A 16,643-nucleotide genomic window follows, 5' to 3' on the forward strand; every position below is an offset into this window, starting at 1 on the left:
AGTGCTTTATTTCACATAATTTATTCATTGTAAAAAAACCGTCTGGACGGTATAATAAAAACACAATTAGTTAAGGAGGACATTAGAATGCAATCTAAAGCTGATATTAAACGGCAACTAATATTAGAAACAGCGAAAACGCTTGTATTAGCTGATGGCTTTAACTCACTTACTCTAGACGCAGTTGCTAAAAAAGCTGGAATTAGTAAGGGTGGTTTATTATATCATTTCCCAAATAAAGAAAAACTTATAGCTTGGTTAGGGGAATACATCTTTCAAGAATTTGAAAACAATTTTTCTAAAATCGCGGATAGTGATCCAATTCAGACAGGAAGGTGGACTCGTGCATTTATAGAAGCATCTAAAGCCGATTTAACTGAAAATGCAGAACTGAATGTCGGAGTTCTGGCATCTTCCATTTTGGATTCCGAAGTATCAGAAAGTATATCTGAGGTTTATAAATCGATATTAACAAAAATACAAGATGACGGGTTAGATTCAACAACTGTCGATCTCATCCGATTGACGTTAGACGGTCTTTACTACTCACAAACCTTGAATGTAGCTCCTTTAGAAAAACAAAGGGTCAATGAAGTGTTTGATCAATTAATGAAAATGACTAAGTGCGAGGGATGATTATGAATGGATATTTATTATTAATTACAGCAATCTTAGGAGAAGTATTTGGAAGCACAATGCTAAAAGCGTCTAATGGGTTCAAAAAAATACTGCCTATTTTAGGAATAATATTAGGTTATGCTTTAGCTTTCTACGCTTTATCCTTATCATTAAAAACAATTCCACTAGGTATGGCTTATGCTATTTGGTCTGGAGTGGGGACAGCTCTGACAGCTTTAATTGGCATAATTATATTTAAAGAAGGTTTCAATAGCAAAAAACTATTAGGATTAATCTTAATTATCGGAGGAGTTATTGTCCTCAATTTAGGTGGAACACATTAATTTAAAGAAAAGAGGACTATATATGAAAGCATACATTTTATTAGCACTCTCTATTGTAGGTGAAGTATTCGCTACAACAATGCTCAAAATGGCAGAAGGATTCACCATATTATTCCCATCAATCGGGGCTATAATTGGTTATGGACTTTCTTTTTATTTCTTAGGATTAACTCTAAAAATAATGCCATTAAGTTTAGCTTATGCTATATGGGCTGGAGCAGGAACCGTATTAACTACATTAGTCAGTGTTTTATTATGGGGTGAAGTTCTAAGCACTCTCAAAATAATAGGCATACTATTAATCATAAGTGGAGTAGTAGTATTAAATACAACGCAAAATAACGAGACAGCGACAGCACCTTCAAATTAAGGTGCTGTCGTTTTTTTTGATTAGATAATCTGTGAAATAAAAAAATATCTTTCTCCAAGCTAATAAGTCTTATTAAGCTAAACTGCCTCTTTAGCTCTATAAGGAATTTAAACAAATTTATTATTTTTTAAAGGAATTTATTGTAAATTTAACAACTTTATTGTCACTTTACAATTTAAGAACAACTTTATCCCCAGCCTACTCCACCGTCACACTCTTCGCCAAGTTACGTGGCTTATCCACGTCATGACCGAGTGCCAGCGAAGCATAGTAAGCAAGCAGCTGCAGCGGAACGACTGACAATGCTGCTGTCAGAATCGGCAGCGTCTTCGGAATCGCAAAGGCTTGATCCACGGACTTCAGCAAGTTCACAACCTGCTCTTCATGCGTGATCACCATCACGTCAGCACCGCGAGCCTTCACTTCCTTGATGTTGCTCACCATCTTCTCGAGCACATCCTCCTGTGTCGCCAAGGCGATCACCGGGATGCCCTCTTCGATCAGCGCAAGCGTGCCATGCTTCAATTCACCTGCTGCATAAGCCTCAGAGTGAATATAGGAGATTTCTTTCAGCTTAAGCGATCCTTCTTGAGCTACGGCATAATCTTGTCCGCGACCGATGAAGAATAAATGCTCATGCTTCGAGATTTGCTCCGCATAATGTTTAATCGCTTCTGTATTCGCCAGCATGGATTCCACCTGCTCAGGCAGAGCTTCCATCGCAGCAAGCATCTCAGACGCAGCATCCTCTGTAATCGTGCCGCGAACCTGAGCCAAATACAGGCCGAACAGATAAAAAGCAATCAACTGGGAGGTATAAGCTTTGGTAGACGCAACGGCGATCTCCGGACCGGCCAGCGTACCAAGCACATCATCCGCTTCACGGGCAATCGAGCTGCCCACCACATTGGTAATGGCAAGTACGTGCGCACCATTGCGCTTCGCTTCACGCAGTGCAGCCAATGTATCTGCAGTCTCACCAGATTGGCTGACCACGATCACCAGTGTCTCTGACGTCACGATTGGCGAGCGGTAGCGATATTCGGATGCTACGTCATTTTCAACAGGAATACGAACCAGTGATTCAATGACATTGCGACCGATCAGACCGGCATGGTATGCCGTACCGCAAGCAATGATCTGGATATTACGGATATTCGCAATTTGCTCGTTCGTCAATTTAAGCTCAGGCAATACAACCTTACGTCCCGCTTTATCCACTCGACCGAGCATTGTATCCCGGTATGCTTTCGGCTGTTCATGGATCTCCTTCAGCATAAAGTGATCATAACCGCCTTTTTCTGCTGTTACAGCATCCCAATCGACACGAATCATTTCCCGAGAAATAAAGTTCCCCTCGATTGTCATCAGTTCGACAGCATCTGCTGTAAGCAGTGCCATCTCCCCGTCATTCAAAATGTACACATCGCGCGTATATTTCAGAATTGCTGGAATATCAGATCCGATGAAGTTCTCCCCATCACCAAGACCGATAATTAGTGGGCTGGCTTGGCGCACAGCAATCAATTTATCAGGCTCATACTCAGTTAGTACCCCAAGAGCAAATGCACCTCTCATTTGGGCAATAGCTTTCTGTACCGCTTTAACAATGTCTCCTTCATATTCACGCGCAATCAGATGGGAGATAACCTCCGTATCTGTATCCGATACAAAGTTATGTCCCTGCTCGATCAGCTCTTCCTTCAGCTCCAGATAGTTTTCCACGATACCATTGTGGACCACCGAGAATTTATGGCTTTCATCTGTATGTGGATGGGAGTTCACATCAGATGGTTTCCCGTGAGTAGCCCAGCGGGTATGTCCAATTCCGGCAGTGCCGACAAGTGGATCTGCCTCGAGCTTGGATTCCAGGTTAGCTAGACGTCCCTCTGCTTTTGTAATACGAAGGCCTTCATTTGTAAATACAGCAATTCCCGCAGAATCGTATCCGCGATACTCCAGCTTTTTCAATCCTTCGATCAATACCGACTGAGTCTTCTGATTTCCAATATATCCGACAATACCACACATCGTATAATTCCTCCGTTTGTTCCATATATGATCGTGTGGAAACAACGCGGTGAGCGTGCGGCATCTCGGAAGAAGACTTAATCTATTCAGTTAGCAGCGTTCATAACATATCAGACATCTTATAGTCCGATAGAGAATCAACATGAAACATGAATGCACTCTTCTTCCACCGCCGACAACGCGTGTATCGCACACTCATGGCTTCTTATAGTATGATGGCACCTGCCGGTACGTTGTATGAACAGTCGCCCGTTCATTTTCCGATCCGACTTACGGTTGGTGCAGATAACCGGGAGGCCCCCGCCGAACATTTCGAACACCTCCACCTCGTCAGCTTGCTCTGCCGATGGCTCTTCTCCTCTGAACTTCGATGTTCACAGGTTTGCCGTTCCCTCGCAGCCTCAAGCTCTGGCGCTTGTGAATCTTCGTAACCTCACTATCCCCGCTTTCTATTCTTGAATGACATTCTTCATTATATTCATGCCCTATTACATTTGCAACTGGGCACCTTATCCATGTTCGGGGGCCAATATGTACACTCTTTGTTTTCAATACCCCACAACAAAGCCGGTGAAACCATTTTTATAGTCCCACCGGCCCAAGCGAGGCTTAGCCCCTTATACCTTTAAAATTGTTACCAGCGACTTACGCCAGTTCCCGCTTCACAACATCTGCAACTTTTGCAACATAACGGTCAAGCTCGTCTTTATCCGGCCCTTCAGCCATAACGCGGATTAGGGATTCGGTTCCAGAAGGACGAACCAATACACGGCCATTATCACCAAGCAGTTGCTCAACCTCGATAACGGCTGCCTTGATCGGTTCATTTCCTTCATATTTGCTCTTGTCACCAACACGGACATTCACAAGCACTTGTGGATACTTCCGCATACTGCATTTCAGGTCACTTAGACGTTTACCGGAAGATACAATCGTATCCACAAGCTGGATGCCTGTTAGGATACCATCACCTGTCGTATTATAATCCAGGAAAATAACATGGCCGGACTGCTCACCACCAAGGTTAAATCCTCCACGGCGCATTTCTTCCATCACATAACGGTCGCCTACAGCCGTTTTAGCTGTTTTCAGCTTCAAGGTATCACAAGCTTTATAGAATCCGATATTACTCATCACCGTCGATACGACAGTTCCCTGCTTCAGCTTGCCAGCACGATTCATCGCTTCCCCACAAATGCAGAGAATAAAGTCACCATCCACTTCTTCTCCGGTGTGGTCAATAGCAATCAAGCGGTCTGCATCGCCGTCAAATGCAAGTCCAAGGTCAGCACCGTGACGTACCACTTCTTCTTTCAAATGTTCAGGATGTGTCGATCCACATTGATCGTTAATGTTCAGCCCGTTTGGCTCAGCCGCAAGCGTGATGACCTCTGCTCCGAGTTCGCGGAACAATTTAGGAGCAAGCTCATAAGCAGCACCGTTAGCACAGTCAAGAACAATTTTGAGTCCGTCGAAACGGTTTGCAATGGTTGTTTTCAAATACTCAAGGTATTTATATTTAGATTCATTATCCACAATGACTTCGCCCAGGTCCTTACCAATCGGACGAGGAAGCTCATCCTTCTCTGCGTCCATCAGCTCTTCGATCTTCAGCTCCGTCTCATCCGTTAGCTTAAATCCATCCCCGCCAAAAAACTTGATTCCGTTATCCTCTACCGGGTTATGGGAAGCTGAGATCATGACACCAGCGTCTGCATGAAGCAGTCTTGTGATGTATGCTACCGCAGGTGTCGACACGACACCTAAACGAATAACGTGTGCACCAATAGACAATAGGCCCGCTACCAGAGAAGACTCCAGCATTGCTCCGGATACACGAGTATCCATGCCGATGACAACCGTCGGTTTATCTTTGTCACCTGTCAGGACATATCCCCCGCATCGTCCAATACTATAAGCCATTTCAGCCGTTAATTCTCTATTAGCAACTCCTCTGACACCATCTGTTCCAAAATATTTCCCCATGTTATATTAGCTCCTTTAGTCTTCTCGATAATAGTTATTCATTGATTGAGTCGGTACTGTTTCCTGACGGTGTTCCAGCTTCATCCTCATCTCCGGCAGGAGGTGTAGTGCCAGGATTCTCTGTATTTTCATCCCCTGTCTGCTGATCCCCCGCATTACCATTACTGCTGCCATTTCCCGTTCCACTGCCTGATACGGGTTTGTCTTCTGGTGCTGCCGGTTTATCCGTATTCGTACCTTCATCCGGATTCGTTACCGGCTTGCTGCTTACAGGCTTATCAATCTCCGTTAATTCTACTTTGACAACAAGACGCTTCTGATCAACCCGACTGATAAAGTTCGGCAGTGTGACCTGAAGTGGTATCTCATGCGTTCCAGCCTTCAATCCAGCCATATTAGCAACAAGTTCAATATCGGAAGGCTGCAGATTATTCAGCAGATCCGGTGCTCCTGTCAGCGTCATCGACATGGTTTGATTTTTTGGCTCCGTTATTTTAGCTTCCATCCCTGAAGGCACTCCCTTCAGAGTTACAGGTATTCTTTCCATCACCCGCTCCCCGTGAGAAACAGCGGCAATTTCCACCTGAACAGAACTAGGCTCGATTTTCTCAAAACCTTCTGGCGGAGTCAAGTCGGCCGTAAGAACTGTTATTCCTGACTTTGTCACATTGGATAAATTAATAGTGGCTCCTGTATAGGTCTTAGCTCCTGCAAGAGCTTCTTTGCTTCCGAACAATTTAACCTCTTTCACTTTCGTGCTCACTTTCGAAAGAACCAGATCCTCAGGCAGACGCCCTGTATATTCAATCTCTAACGGCACCGTGACAAAAGAAGCCTCTACAGGAACTTCCACGGCCACCGTAGAAGGTTCTATGATGGCATCAGCCATCACCTTTCCTTCCTTATCATATGCCGCGAGTTTTACCTTTTTCTCCACAATATTCTCGTCAGCCCCATCCAGATCAATGATCCCTTTGACCTCAGCCAAGCGAGCAAGCTCAGACTCTGGAAGTGTAACATTCACACTGCCTGGTTCGATTAACACAGGAGTTCCTGCCCTGTAATCCTTAGCCAGTTCTCCCTCTGTTCCAATTACTACATTAAATGGCTTCGTTAAACGTTTCTCTACAGTTACTGTTACAACAGACGGATTTATGGATACCAGCTCTACTCCGCTTGGATACGACGCTGTCAAAGGCAGCGTATGAGTTCCTGGCTCCTTTACACCCCGTAAATCAAGCTTTACCTTATATTCATCTGCAAAAATCGTTGTAATATCCGACCGGCGGCCTCTGACCTCCAGGTTTACCCGATCTATATTTATGCCTGTCAACGCATATTCACTATCATCGAATCCATACGTCTGGATTTTGACATCCTCAATGACCTTCGTATCAATAATTGTCGTTGGAGGGGCCGGGGCTCCATTATCCATATGAACCATTCCCCATAAAAGTACGCTGACTGCAAGTGCTATAAGTTTTGTTGACATATTATTTTTAAACCATCTATCCATTCTCACTATCTCCCTTCCGTTTCCAGAAGAATGAACGTTTCTCCTTTATGGATGCGGCAGGTCGTAGTTCTTCATATAATTTTGAGATAAGTGACTCTTCCTTGATATCACGGACTACATGTCCGTTAATTGCAAGTGAAACCTGCCCCGTCTCCTCCGATACAATTACAGAGATCGCGTCACCTACTTCACTGATTCCAATTGCTGCCCGGTGACGGGTTCCAAGCTCCTTACTTATAAAAGGATTCTCGGACAACGGTAAATAACAGCCTGCTGCTGCAATTTGATTGTTCTGAATGATCACAGCCCCATCATGCAGCGGTGTATTCGGAATAAAAATATTAATAATGAGCTCCGAACTAATGACAGAACGCATAGGAATACCGGATTCCACGAATTCATTCAGTCCTGTTGACCGTTCAAAAACAATCAAAGCACCAATCTTCCTACGTGATAAATAATTCACGGCTTTAATGGTTTCTGCGATTAATTTATTCGTTTCTTCATCCATTTCAGTCGTTCTACCGAATAACTTGCCCCGTCCCAGCTGTTCTAATCCTCTTCTCAGCTCCGGCTGGAATATAATAAAGATCGCCAGAACACCGAACGTAAATATCTGATTCATCAGCCATTTCAGTGTATAAAGATCAAACCAGGTACTAAGCGCCCAAATAAGCACCAGTACCAGTATCCCTTTTAACAGCTGAACAGCCCGAGTACCGCGTACAAGCAGTATCAGATGATAAATAATATAGGTAACGATAAGTATATCGATTATATCCTTTATGGACTCTCTCCAGGTTAAGTCCGCAAAATACTCCATACTGCAACCCCCGTCATCCCTTAATAACGCCTGCGACTATATATTTAGTATGTGCTCTACACTATCTAGGTTATAACGTTAAACCTTCTGATGCAAGTCAAGCTCCCTTTAGTTTCAAAAAAATAACAAAAATTCACAAAAAAACGCCTTCTTTCCGGAGAAAAAAGGCGCCGTTATTCCTCAAGGTACAAAACTCTCTAGCGGTAAGCGACATCCGAGAAGAGATTGGTAATCTTGTACCATATCCAATCCATTGCTTTATCAATATCCTTTACTTGTCCAGATATGTGGGCCGTAGAGGCTTGAAAAAGCTCTCCGTCGATGACGGTTAAGTTTCCTTGAATCTGTCCGAAAACCTGGGCCTTACCATTCTCCACGGTTATATCACCTGTAATGACCTGATCCGGCGGAATAATAACCGTCTTGCCTTCAATAACAAGTTTATCAAGCTCACTGCCTTTTACGATGAGTTGGTTATCCTGGTTCCATAAACTAACGGTACTAAAGAGCATAACCACTAGAAATAGAGCTGCTGCAGTGATTGCAGGATGATTCTTTACCCAAGTAATCCAGACTTTTTGTTTCTTTGGCTGAGGCAGCATCCCCATGATCCGATCAGTCAAATCATCAGAAGGCCCTGTATCATGATGAGTCAAGGAAAAGAGAAGCATATCTGTCTGTTCCAGTTCCTCGAACCTGGTACGACAATCAACACATTGCAGCAAATGGGATTTAAGCTCCAGCTGCTGCGGTTTGGACAAGTCATTGTCCAAATAATCATGCATCAAAGAGACGGCCAATTTGCAATCCATATGAGCCAGTCCTTTCGTTCAATCTCTTTGCTGGGTCTACTCCCTATTCAGGGACATAAGACTTGCTTATTGTTCAATACGTTTGGGATTCAGGGATGTTTCAAAATTTTTTAGAAAAAACTATAACTTAAACTCCAATTTCTTGCGAAGATACTCCCGCCCGCGATGAACCCTTGTTTTTATCGTTGTTACAGGGAGATTAAGCACATCACTTATTTCTTGAAGTGACATATCCTGAATATACCGCAAAATCATAATTGTTTTGTATTTTGCAGGAAGAGATTCGATTGCCTGATGAATGATCCGCTGAGTCTCGGATAGCAACATCTCAGACTCCGGTGTGCGATCATCACTAGGTATCATTGAATAACCGTCCATCCCCTCTTGATCGTTCATCTCCGCATCAAGTGAATAAGACGGCTTGCGCTTGCGCAGCCGATCAATACAAAGGTTTGTACCAATCCTGTAAATCCAGGTTGAAAATTTCTGATTCTCATCATAACGATCCAGGTTCTTATACACCCGCAGGAACGTTTCCTGAACCACATCTTCAGCCTCATGCCGGTTATTAAGCATCCGGTATGCCAGATGATAAATTTTATCTTTATAAAGCTCTACAATTTCTGCAAAAGCTCGTTGATCCCCTTTACGGGCAAGCTTTGCTAATCTTACATCTAAATTGTCCACCACAACTCCCCCAGAATGGTCTGATGGGTAACATCTAAAGTCATAAAAGCATCATTAAAATGGTAATTCAACTTTTTCTAAAATGCAACACAATTCGGAAAACATAACGTTATCGCGTTTAAACAAATCGAGTCCTGATTCTTTATAGAAATGAAAAGAGCGAGGCTCTCCCGAAGGGAACCCCGCTCTAGACTATCCCTGTCATTTTCAATTCCAAGTCAAGGTATCAACCTGTATTCCGGAGCCCTGCAGCGATTCCGTTAATCGTCAGCAATACTTCACGCAGCAGGTTCGGATCATCCTCGTCTTTTTCACGCAGATCCCGCAGTTCATTCAGAAGCTGCACCTGCAAGTAGCTCAAAGGATCTACGTACGGATTGCGGAGACGGATCGATTCCTGCAGCACCGGTTGATTGTCCAGAATTTCCTGCTGTCCCGTGATTTTGAGAACCATTTCCTTGGTAAGCTTGAACTCCTCTTTAATCTGGCCGAATATGCGCTGACGAGCCACATCGTTCTTGGTCATCATTGAATATTCCTTGGCAATGATCAAATCTGCCTTAGCCATAGCCATTTGCAGAGTGTCGATCATAGAAGTAAAGAACGGATAATTATTATACATATCCTGCAGCGTCTTCAGGTTATCCTCATTGCCTTGGTAATAGCTCTGAAGGCCTGTGCCTGCCGCATACCAAGCAGGAAGCAGATAACGGCTCTGAGTCCATGCAAACACCCAAGGGATGGCACGCAGATCCTCAAACCGATCGCTATTCTTGCGTTTGGAAGGGCGTGAACCGATATTCAGCTCTCCAACCTCAGGCAATGGAGTGGATTCCTTAAAGAAGCTTAGGAAATCCGGATCACGGAAGATCAGATCCTGATATTTTTTTTGAGAAACGGACGAAATTTCTGCGGAGATTTTCTCCCACTCTTTCTCAGACGCATTCTCTTCTGGAGAACGAGCATTTATAGAAGCGCGAATCAATGCAGAAGTTGCCTGTTCAAGACTGCGGTATGCAATTCCTTTCAGGGAATAACGGGAAGAGATAACCTCGCCCTGCTCCGTAATCTTAATCCCGCCGGCAATCGTACTTGCAGGCTGGGCAAGAATACTACGATTCAGCGGCATACCACCGCGTCCTAGTGAGCCGCCGCGTCCATGGAAGTACTTCAGCTTGATACCAAACTCACTACCAACCGCAGTAATCTCCTTCATAGCAACCTGAAGCTCCCAGTTTGCTGTTACAGCCCCACCATCTTTATTACTATCAGAGTAGCCCAGCATGATCTCCTGCAGATCATTCATCGCCTTAACACCTTCACGATAAATCGGAAGATTAAACAGTCGGCGCATAATATCTGGAGCAGCATGCAGATCCTCAATTGTCTCAAAGAGTGGAACTGCCTGAAGGGTGGCCACTACGTTTCCATCATTATCTTTATTGAACAATCCAACTTCCTTCGCGAACACCATAACTTCCATGACATCGCTCGCGCCTTCCGCCATACTGATCAGATAACTTGAAATACAGTTAACACCGAACTCTTTCTGGGCGCGATACACCGTGCGGTAAACTTCCAGACATTCTTCAGTACTGTCGCTGTATTCCTGGTAAGGCGAAGTCAGCGGGCGAGGATCGTTCAGAAGCTTGTTCAGAAGCTCGATCTTCTCTTCTTCATCAAGCGCAGAATAATCCTTAACCACATTCATTTTTGCCAAAATCTCAGTCATTGCGTTTGAATGCTCTTGACTGTGCTGACGAATATCCAGTGTAGCTGTATGGAATCCGAACAATTCAGCTTGACGAATCAATTTTTTTATATAGGTGTCTGCTACATAATCAGCAAAGTGATGCCGCAAGCTTCGATCAATGATCTTCAAGTCTTCAATGAATTCCTGTGGAGATTGATAACGTTCTTTGCCAGTCATCGAGCTGTCCAATACATGGGACATTTTTGCCAGCATGTAAGCAAGCTTAATCCGGTATGGCTCTTTCTCATTGTGCCAAACTTCCATCTTCTTCAGTGAAACATTCTCACGATCCGTATTGATGGATTGCTTCAATTCATCGGATACGTTAACGATCGTTGCACTGAAGCTGAGATTTTTCATGAGCCCTGTCAAAATACGTTGATACTCCCGTATCGCCAGTTTCCGCTGCATTTCAAGAGTCTTCCAAGTGACGTCAGCCGTTACCGATGGATTTCCGTCACGGTCGCCACCGATCCATGATCCAAAGCGGAGATATGCAGGTACATGCCAGTCAGAACCGGGATAGTATTTATTCAGGCAGCGCTCAAGCTCTTGATAAACTTCTGGCAAAATGTGAAACAGCGTTTCATGAAAATAGTACATTCCGTTTCGAACCTCATCCAATACGGTTGGTTTCCGTTCGCGCAGCTCATCGGTCTGCCAGAGCGTAATGACTTCATTAAGAAGTTTCTCACGAAGCTGTTCTCTTTCGCGGAATGTAAGCGTTGGGTTATCAAGGAGCATAACATCTTCCGAAATTCTTTTGTGGATGTCGAGAATAGCACGACGCATCGCCTCTGTTGGATGTGCAGTCATAACTAACTCCAAAGAGAGACTGTGGAGAATCTCTTGAACTTCTTCATACGTAAAATTCCGATCTTTCAAATCCTGGACTGCACTTTCAATGGAACCCGGCTGTACACTTTCCCCCGCGGAACGTTCATAATCACGTTTCCGACGGATTCTGTGATTTTGCTCTGCAATGTTAACCAATTGAAAATAAATGGCGAACGCTCTAATCACTTGATGACGAATGTCTGGTTCAAGCGTACTCACCATCCTTTTAAAATCTGCGAACAATTCAGGTAAAAATACGGAACGTAACGATTTGCTGGTTTCACGAATTTTCTCAACAATATCTAAAAGCTCATTGCCCCCTTGATGGACAAGAACCTCGCCAAGAATATTTCCCAAAAATCGTACATCACGCCGCAGCAGATTATTAGAATTGCTTTTTGCGGTTACAGTAAGTTCAGTCATGTTACTCCTCCCATCTAAACCCCTACTAACAGTTTATCTTTTTTAATGCCTTCCTAATATCATACAATAAAAACGCACGAAAATCTTTACTTTCCGACCGAAAAAATTCGCCAAATCGACAAAAGAATATAATGTCATATAAAAAAACCTTCATTATACACTAATTATTCCATTGCAGCGTATACTTTCTACTGGAATTGATTAAATCACATGGAGGAAAAGCATTTGTTAGATGTTACTAAATTCTGGATTAATTATTTCTGTTTATTTAGGTGTATATAATTATAAATGGATTGTAAAGCTAAGTGCCACTGCTCTTTCGTTGCAGAAGCAAGCTCGTACCTTCATGTGAAACAAATCACGTGAAAGAACGTTCACGTTTTCCTTTCTGGCGCAAGTCGTGATCTCCCCCATTGTGCTAGACGATCTGCGAATATCCAGCGGTTCTACAATCCGTCTAATACATTTCTATAGCGAAAGGGATGAAGAACTAGTGAAGAGGACAGCAAAAAACATAATTATGATTTTAATTTTAATACTTATGATAGGTACCACAGCATTTACAATTTATTACGCTAAAACCCAAACTTCAATACCAAATAATCAATTACAAGGAGAAATGACAGGAGGAAATGGTGGAACTCCACCTGAAATGCCAAGCGGTGAAAATAATCTGCCCTCGGAAGAACAAAATGATGAAGAAGAAATCGAACTTGATAAAACAAATGAAGTTATAACCGAAAAAATTGATTTAAGTGATTATCAAGGAAATGTAACTATAACAAAAACCGGTACTTATGAGTTATCTGGAGAATTTAATCATTCTGTTATTGTTGATGTAAATGATGGTGATGTTGAGTTAGTTTTAAATGGCGTAACCATTAACTCAAGCGAGACATCATCTATTATTGGTTTAACAGGGACCCGTTTAACAGTTACTACAAAGGAAGGCACAACGAACACTTTAACGGATAGCGGTAACACTGAATATGATGGTGCTATATATGGTGATATTCCTCTTATCATTGATGGAAAAGGAAAACTAATTGTGAATGGTAGTGAAGGAGAAGGAATTGCCACAACGGATCAACCTATTACAATAAACGGTAGTGAAGTTGTTATTAAATCTAATGATGATGGTTTAAATACTGGAGGAGATCAAGGGGGCACCCTTACTATTAATGGTGGAACTATTTATATAGATGCCGGTGGAGATGGAATTGACTCAAATAATAACGCCATCATAAATGGCGGGGCATTATTTGTTATGGGAAGTGATGTAGGCGGAGATTCTGGAATTGATACGGAAAATGGTTATACCATTAATGGCGGTTTAGTTGTAGCTGTTGGTATGGATATGATCGAAACACCAAAAGATAATTCTAAACAAACAACGATTGCATTCACTCTAAATAATACAATAAGTCCGAATACTTTAGTTTCATTAACAAATACGAATGATGATGAAATAGTAACATTTGAATCCAGCAAAAGTTTTAAAACGATTATTATAAGCAGCTCCAAACTAGAAAATGGTGACTATTATTTATATACCAATGGAAGTCACACTGGAACTTTATCCAATGGTATTTATGCGGATGGAACATATAAAGCAGGCAATAAAGTTTCTTTAAATAATAATGATACTTTTACATTAACAAAAACAATAAATCTGTTTGGGTCAAATCGTCAAATGCAAGGAGAAATGACAGAAGGTAATGGCGGAACTCCACCTGAGAAGCCAAGTGGTAATGGCCAAAATACGGAGGGCGCAAATCCAAATGCTATGGAGCAGCCACCAGAAATGCCAAGCGGAAATATGCAGTCGACGGGAAACAAAAATGTAAGTTCTGAAATAACACCAGTTTATTACGTACTTTTTGGATTAGAAAGTTTAGTTATTGCTGCCTTGATCATTTATCTGATTATGTCTGGATTTAATAAAAAATCATTTAAAGAAACATTCATATCATCCTATAAAATCATAATATTCGTATTATTAACTTTAATTATAACGGGCGGACTTACTTATACGGATAAAGCCATTACAGAAAAATTATTTATGAATAATGCTGCCACCTTAAGCAGTAATTCAGTAAATGTTCCTGGAGGACCATCTACACCTGTAACATATTCTGCTAAAACAAAAATTACAGAGAATGAGAATATTACAAGTGGTGATTATGCATCAGAGAGTGCGGATGAAAATGCTATTTTAGTAACTGGTAAAATTGATGCAACTTTATCAAACATAACTGTTAATAAAACCGGAGATTCTGATGGTGGGGATAATACAAGTTTTTATGGTATGAACTCCGGAATACTGGCTAAAAGCGGTTCTATTCTTTCTATAAAAAATGCAACTATTGAAACTAATGCAGCAGGAGCAAATGGAGTCTTTAGTTATGGTGGTTCGGCTACAACTAGTAACTCTACAACGAATGGAACTACAACAACAATAAGTGATTCTAAAATTACAACTAAGGCAGATAACTCCGGCGGAATAATGACAACGGGCGGAGGAACAATGAATGCTACTAATTTAACAATAAATACAGCTGGAACAAGTAGTGCTGCTATTCGTTCAGATCGAGGCGGAGGAACTGTAACTGTTGATGGAGGAACATATACAACAACCGGAAAAGGATCTCCTGCAATATATTCAACTGCCAATATAACGGTTAATAATGCTGCTTTAATATCTAAAGCTTCAGAGGGAATTGTTATTGAAGGGAAAAATAGTGTTACCATAAATAATACTGCATTAACGGATAGTAATACTGAATTAAACGGGCAATCCACAACTTACAAGAATATATTCTTATATCAATCAATGAGTGGAGATGCTGATGCTGGAAATGCTGAATTTACCGCTAAAGATAGTAAAATAACTACAAATAATGGAGACACATTTTATATAACTAACACTAATGCAGCTATAACTTTAACTAATAATCAGTTTATTAATAATGATAATACCGGAAACTTTTTAAGAGCTCAAAAAGATTCCTGGGGGAATGGTGGAAGTAATGGCGGGAATGTTACATTAGCGATGTCTAATCAAAAAACAAGCGGAAATATTGTAATTGATTCGATTTCAACATTAGCAATGACTATGAAGGATTCATCATATTATGAAGGAATTATTAATGGTGATAACAGTGCAAAATCTATTACATTAAAATTAGATAAAACATCAAAAATCAAATTAACAGGCGATTCTTATGTTACCAGTATCGAAGATTCTGAGGGGGATTATACGAATATAGATTTTAACGGGTATAAATTATATGTAAATGATAAAGCAATAAATTGATTAATCAGAATAAAGAAAAGGCAGTGCTAGATTAATTTCTAACATTGCCTCTTTTGTTCTCTATTGGATTCGGTGTTTAAAATAATCAATATTACATGACATCTATTTTTGAAAAAACGCACAAAAAAATCAATCTTTTCAAATTGATTTATTCAATAACGTCACATTAGTGTGACCATTTTTAATTATGGAGCGGGTGATGGGAATCGAACCCACGCTACCAGCTTGGAAGGCTGGAGTTCTACCATTGAACTACACCCGCAGATGTAACAATCGGGATGACACGATTTGAACATGCGACCCCCTGGTCCCAAACCAGGTGCTCTACCAAGCTGAGCTACATCCCGTTACATATGAAGAATAAAGTGGCGCGCCCTGAGAGATTCGAACTCCCGGCCTTTTGATTCGTAGTCAAACGCTCTATCCAGCTGAGCTAAGGGCGCAAAATATGGAGCGGACGACGGGAATCGAACCCGCGACCCTCGCCTTGGCAAGGCGATGCTCTACCGCTGAGCCACGTCCGCAAAAACATGGTGCGCGTGGAGGGACTTGAACCCCCACGTCAAAGACGCTAGATCCTAAGTCTAGTGCGTCTGCCAATTCCGCCACACGCGCACAAGTGAAACTAAATGGTGAGCCATGAAGGACTCGAACCTTCGACACCCTGATTAAAAGTCAGGTGCTCTACCAACTGAGCTAATGGCTCAAACATGGCTGGGGATATAGGATTCGAACCTATGCATGACGGAGTCAAAGTCCGTTGCCTTACCGCTTGGCTAATCCCCAATAACGAGGTACTTCTTATAGTTTGTCCTATTTCATAATAGAACATGTAAACTTTATGGTGGAGGCTGAGGGGTTCGAACCCCCGACCCTCTGCTTGTAAGGCAGATGCTCTCCCAGCTGAGCTAAGCCTCCATATTGTAATTCAATATTGAAAGTGGTGACCCGTAGGGGATTCGAACCCCTGTTACCTCCGTGAAAGGGAGGTGTCTTAACCCCTTGACCAACGGGCCTCAATTTTGCTATGGAGCTTCCAACCGGGATCGAACCGGTGACCTCATCCTTACCATGGATGCACTCTACCTACTGAGCTATGGAAGCAAGTGGCTCCCCGAACAGGACTC

Annotated in this window: 11 protein-coding genes and 10 tRNA genes; 4 read left to right on the plus strand and 17 right to left on the minus strand. The window is 42.2% G+C overall.

Annotation, left to right across the window (positions count from 1 at the left end; translation table 11 throughout):
• Positions 1 to 87 precede the first annotated feature (87 nt).
• From BN1234_RS04035 to BN1234_RS04045, 3 genes are read left to right on the plus strand one after another with little or no spacing between them, the layout of a single operon-like run.
• On the plus strand, positions 88 to 636 hold the full coding sequence (locus tag BN1234_RS04035) for a TetR/AcrR family transcriptional regulator (RefSeq protein WP_054955382.1): 549 nt from the start codon (positions 88 to 90) through the stop codon (positions 634 to 636).
• Positions 637 to 638: 2 nt separating this feature from the next.
• A complete protein-coding gene (locus BN1234_RS04040; RefSeq protein ID WP_054955383.1) occupies positions 639 to 962 on the plus strand; it encodes a DMT family transporter in 324 nt (107 codons plus the stop codon).
• A gap of 22 nt (positions 963 to 984) precedes the next feature.
• Positions 985 to 1,332, plus strand: coding sequence for a DMT family transporter (locus BN1234_RS04045; RefSeq protein ID WP_054955384.1), 348 nt, complete (start codon positions 985 to 987; stop codon positions 1,330 to 1,332).
• A 198-nt stretch (positions 1,333 to 1,530) separates the two neighbouring features.
• Here the strand turns inward: BN1234_RS04045 and glmS are convergent, their stop codons facing one another.
• The 7 genes from glmS to ppc all read right to left on the minus strand — a co-directional run bounded on the left by glmS (position 1,531) and on the right by ppc (position 12,200).
• Positions 1,531 to 3,363 carry a glutamine--fructose-6-phosphate transaminase (isomerizing) gene (gene glmS, locus BN1234_RS04050; RefSeq protein ID WP_054955385.1) on the minus strand — a complete coding sequence of 611 codons (1,833 nt, stop codon included), beginning with the start codon at positions 3,361 to 3,363 and terminating at the stop codon, positions 1,531 to 1,533.
• 645 nt (positions 3,364 to 4,008) lie between these two features.
• Positions 4,009 to 5,349 carry a phosphoglucosamine mutase gene (gene glmM, locus BN1234_RS04055; RefSeq protein WP_054955386.1) on the minus strand — a complete coding sequence of 447 codons (1,341 nt, stop codon included), beginning with the start codon at positions 5,347 to 5,349 and terminating at the stop codon, positions 4,009 to 4,011.
• 34 nt (positions 5,350 to 5,383) lie between these two features.
• The gene (locus tag BN1234_RS04060) at positions 5,384 to 6,865 is read right to left on the minus strand and encodes a CdaR family protein (protein WP_054955387.1); all 1,482 of its coding nucleotides are present in this window, start codon (positions 6,863 to 6,865) and stop codon (positions 5,384 to 5,386) included.
• Positions 6,858 to 7,688 carry a diadenylate cyclase CdaA gene (gene cdaA, locus BN1234_RS04065; protein ID WP_054955388.1) on the minus strand — a complete coding sequence of 277 codons (831 nt, stop codon included), beginning with the start codon at positions 7,686 to 7,688 and terminating at the stop codon, positions 6,858 to 6,860. Before cdaA ends, BN1234_RS04060 begins: the two co-directional genes overlap by 8 nt.
• A gap of 197 nt (positions 7,689 to 7,885) precedes the next feature.
• Positions 7,886 to 8,500 (minus strand): zf-HC2 domain-containing protein, encoded by a 615-nt coding sequence (locus tag BN1234_RS04070; RefSeq protein ID WP_054955389.1) that lies wholly within the window; start codon positions 8,498 to 8,500, stop codon positions 7,886 to 7,888.
• A gap of 120 nt (positions 8,501 to 8,620) precedes the next feature.
• On the minus strand, positions 8,621 to 9,187 hold the full coding sequence (gene sigW, locus BN1234_RS04075; protein WP_054955390.1) for an RNA polymerase sigma factor SigW: 567 nt from the start codon (positions 9,185 to 9,187) through the stop codon (positions 8,621 to 8,623).
• 226 nt (positions 9,188 to 9,413) lie between these two features.
• Positions 9,414 to 12,200 (minus strand): phosphoenolpyruvate carboxylase, encoded by a 2,787-nt coding sequence (gene ppc / locus BN1234_RS04080; RefSeq protein WP_054955391.1) that lies wholly within the window; start codon positions 12,198 to 12,200, stop codon positions 9,414 to 9,416.
• Positions 12,201 to 12,693: 493 nt separating this feature from the next.
• Here ppc and BN1234_RS04085 point away from each other — a divergent pair, with 493 nt between their 5' ends.
• Positions 12,694 to 15,516, plus strand: a complete 2,823-nt coding sequence (locus tag BN1234_RS04085) for a carbohydrate-binding domain-containing protein (RefSeq protein WP_156337139.1) — start codon at positions 12,694 to 12,696, stop codon at positions 15,514 to 15,516.
• A 188-nt stretch (positions 15,517 to 15,704) separates the two neighbouring features.
• Here BN1234_RS04085 and BN1234_RS04090 read toward each other — a convergent pair.
• The 10 genes from BN1234_RS04090 to BN1234_RS04135 all read right to left on the minus strand — a co-directional run bounded on the left by BN1234_RS04090 (position 15,705) and on the right by BN1234_RS04135 (position 16,620).
• Positions 15,705 to 15,778, minus strand: a tRNA-Gly gene (locus BN1234_RS04090).
• 11 nt (positions 15,779 to 15,789) lie between these two features.
• Positions 15,790 to 15,863: transfer RNA gene (locus BN1234_RS04095), tRNA-Pro, on the minus strand.
• A 19-nt stretch (positions 15,864 to 15,882) separates the two neighbouring features.
• Positions 15,883 to 15,959 (minus strand) — tRNA-Arg (locus tag BN1234_RS04100).
• A 6-nt stretch (positions 15,960 to 15,965) separates the two neighbouring features.
• Positions 15,966 to 16,040, minus strand: a tRNA-Gly gene (locus BN1234_RS04105).
• Between the two features lie 7 nt (positions 16,041 to 16,047).
• A tRNA-Leu gene (locus tag BN1234_RS04110) sits at positions 16,048 to 16,131 on the minus strand.
• A gap of 15 nt (positions 16,132 to 16,146) precedes the next feature.
• Positions 16,147 to 16,222: transfer RNA gene (locus BN1234_RS04115), tRNA-Lys, on the minus strand.
• 5 nt (positions 16,223 to 16,227) lie between these two features.
• Positions 16,228 to 16,302 (minus strand) — tRNA-Gln (locus BN1234_RS04120).
• 56 nt (positions 16,303 to 16,358) lie between these two features.
• Positions 16,359 to 16,434 (minus strand) — tRNA-Val (locus BN1234_RS04125).
• Between the two features lie 23 nt (positions 16,435 to 16,457).
• Positions 16,458 to 16,532: transfer RNA gene (locus BN1234_RS04130), tRNA-Glu, on the minus strand.
• Between the two features lie 12 nt (positions 16,533 to 16,544).
• Positions 16,545 to 16,620, minus strand: a tRNA-Thr gene (locus BN1234_RS04135).
• Between the last annotated feature and the right edge of the window lie 23 nt (positions 16,621 to 16,643).

Origin of the sequence: Paenibacillus dakarensis (assembly GCF_001373415.1) — a bacterium.
Taxonomy (GTDB): domain Bacteria; phylum Bacillota; class Bacilli; order Paenibacillales; family Paenibacillaceae; genus Paenibacillus_AQ; species Paenibacillus_AQ dakarensis.

Excerpts from the sequence above, each read along its gene's own strand:
- BN1234_RS04070 (WP_054955389.1), bottom strand. The coding sequence starts at position 8,500 with ATGGATTGCAAATTGGCCGTCTCTTTGATGCATGATTATTTGGACAAT.
- BN1234_RS04045 (WP_054955384.1), top strand. The coding sequence starts at position 985 with ATGAAAGCATACATTTTATTAGCACTCTCTATTGTAGGTGAAGTATTC.
- glmM (WP_054955386.1), bottom strand. The coding sequence starts at position 5,349 with ATGGGGAAATATTTTGGAACAGATGGTGTCAGAGGAGTTGCTAATAGA.
- BN1234_RS04040 (WP_054955383.1), top strand. The coding sequence starts at position 639 with ATGAATGGATATTTATTATTAATTACAGCAATCTTAGGAGAAGTATTT.
- ppc (WP_054955391.1), bottom strand. The coding sequence starts at position 12,200 with ATGACTGAACTTACTGTAACCGCAAAAAGCAATTCTAATAATCTGCTG.
- BN1234_RS04035 (WP_054955382.1), top strand. The coding sequence starts at position 88 with ATGCAATCTAAAGCTGATATTAAACGGCAACTAATATTAGAAACAGCG.
- glmS (WP_054955385.1), bottom strand. The coding sequence starts at position 3,363 with ATGTGTGGTATTGTCGGATATATTGGAAATCAGAAGACTCAGTCGGTA.
- cdaA (WP_054955388.1), bottom strand. The coding sequence starts at position 7,688 with ATGGAGTATTTTGCGGACTTAACCTGGAGAGAGTCCATAAAGGATATA.
- BN1234_RS04060 (WP_054955387.1), bottom strand. The coding sequence starts at position 6,865 with ATGGATAGATGGTTTAAAAATAATATGTCAACAAAACTTATAGCACTT.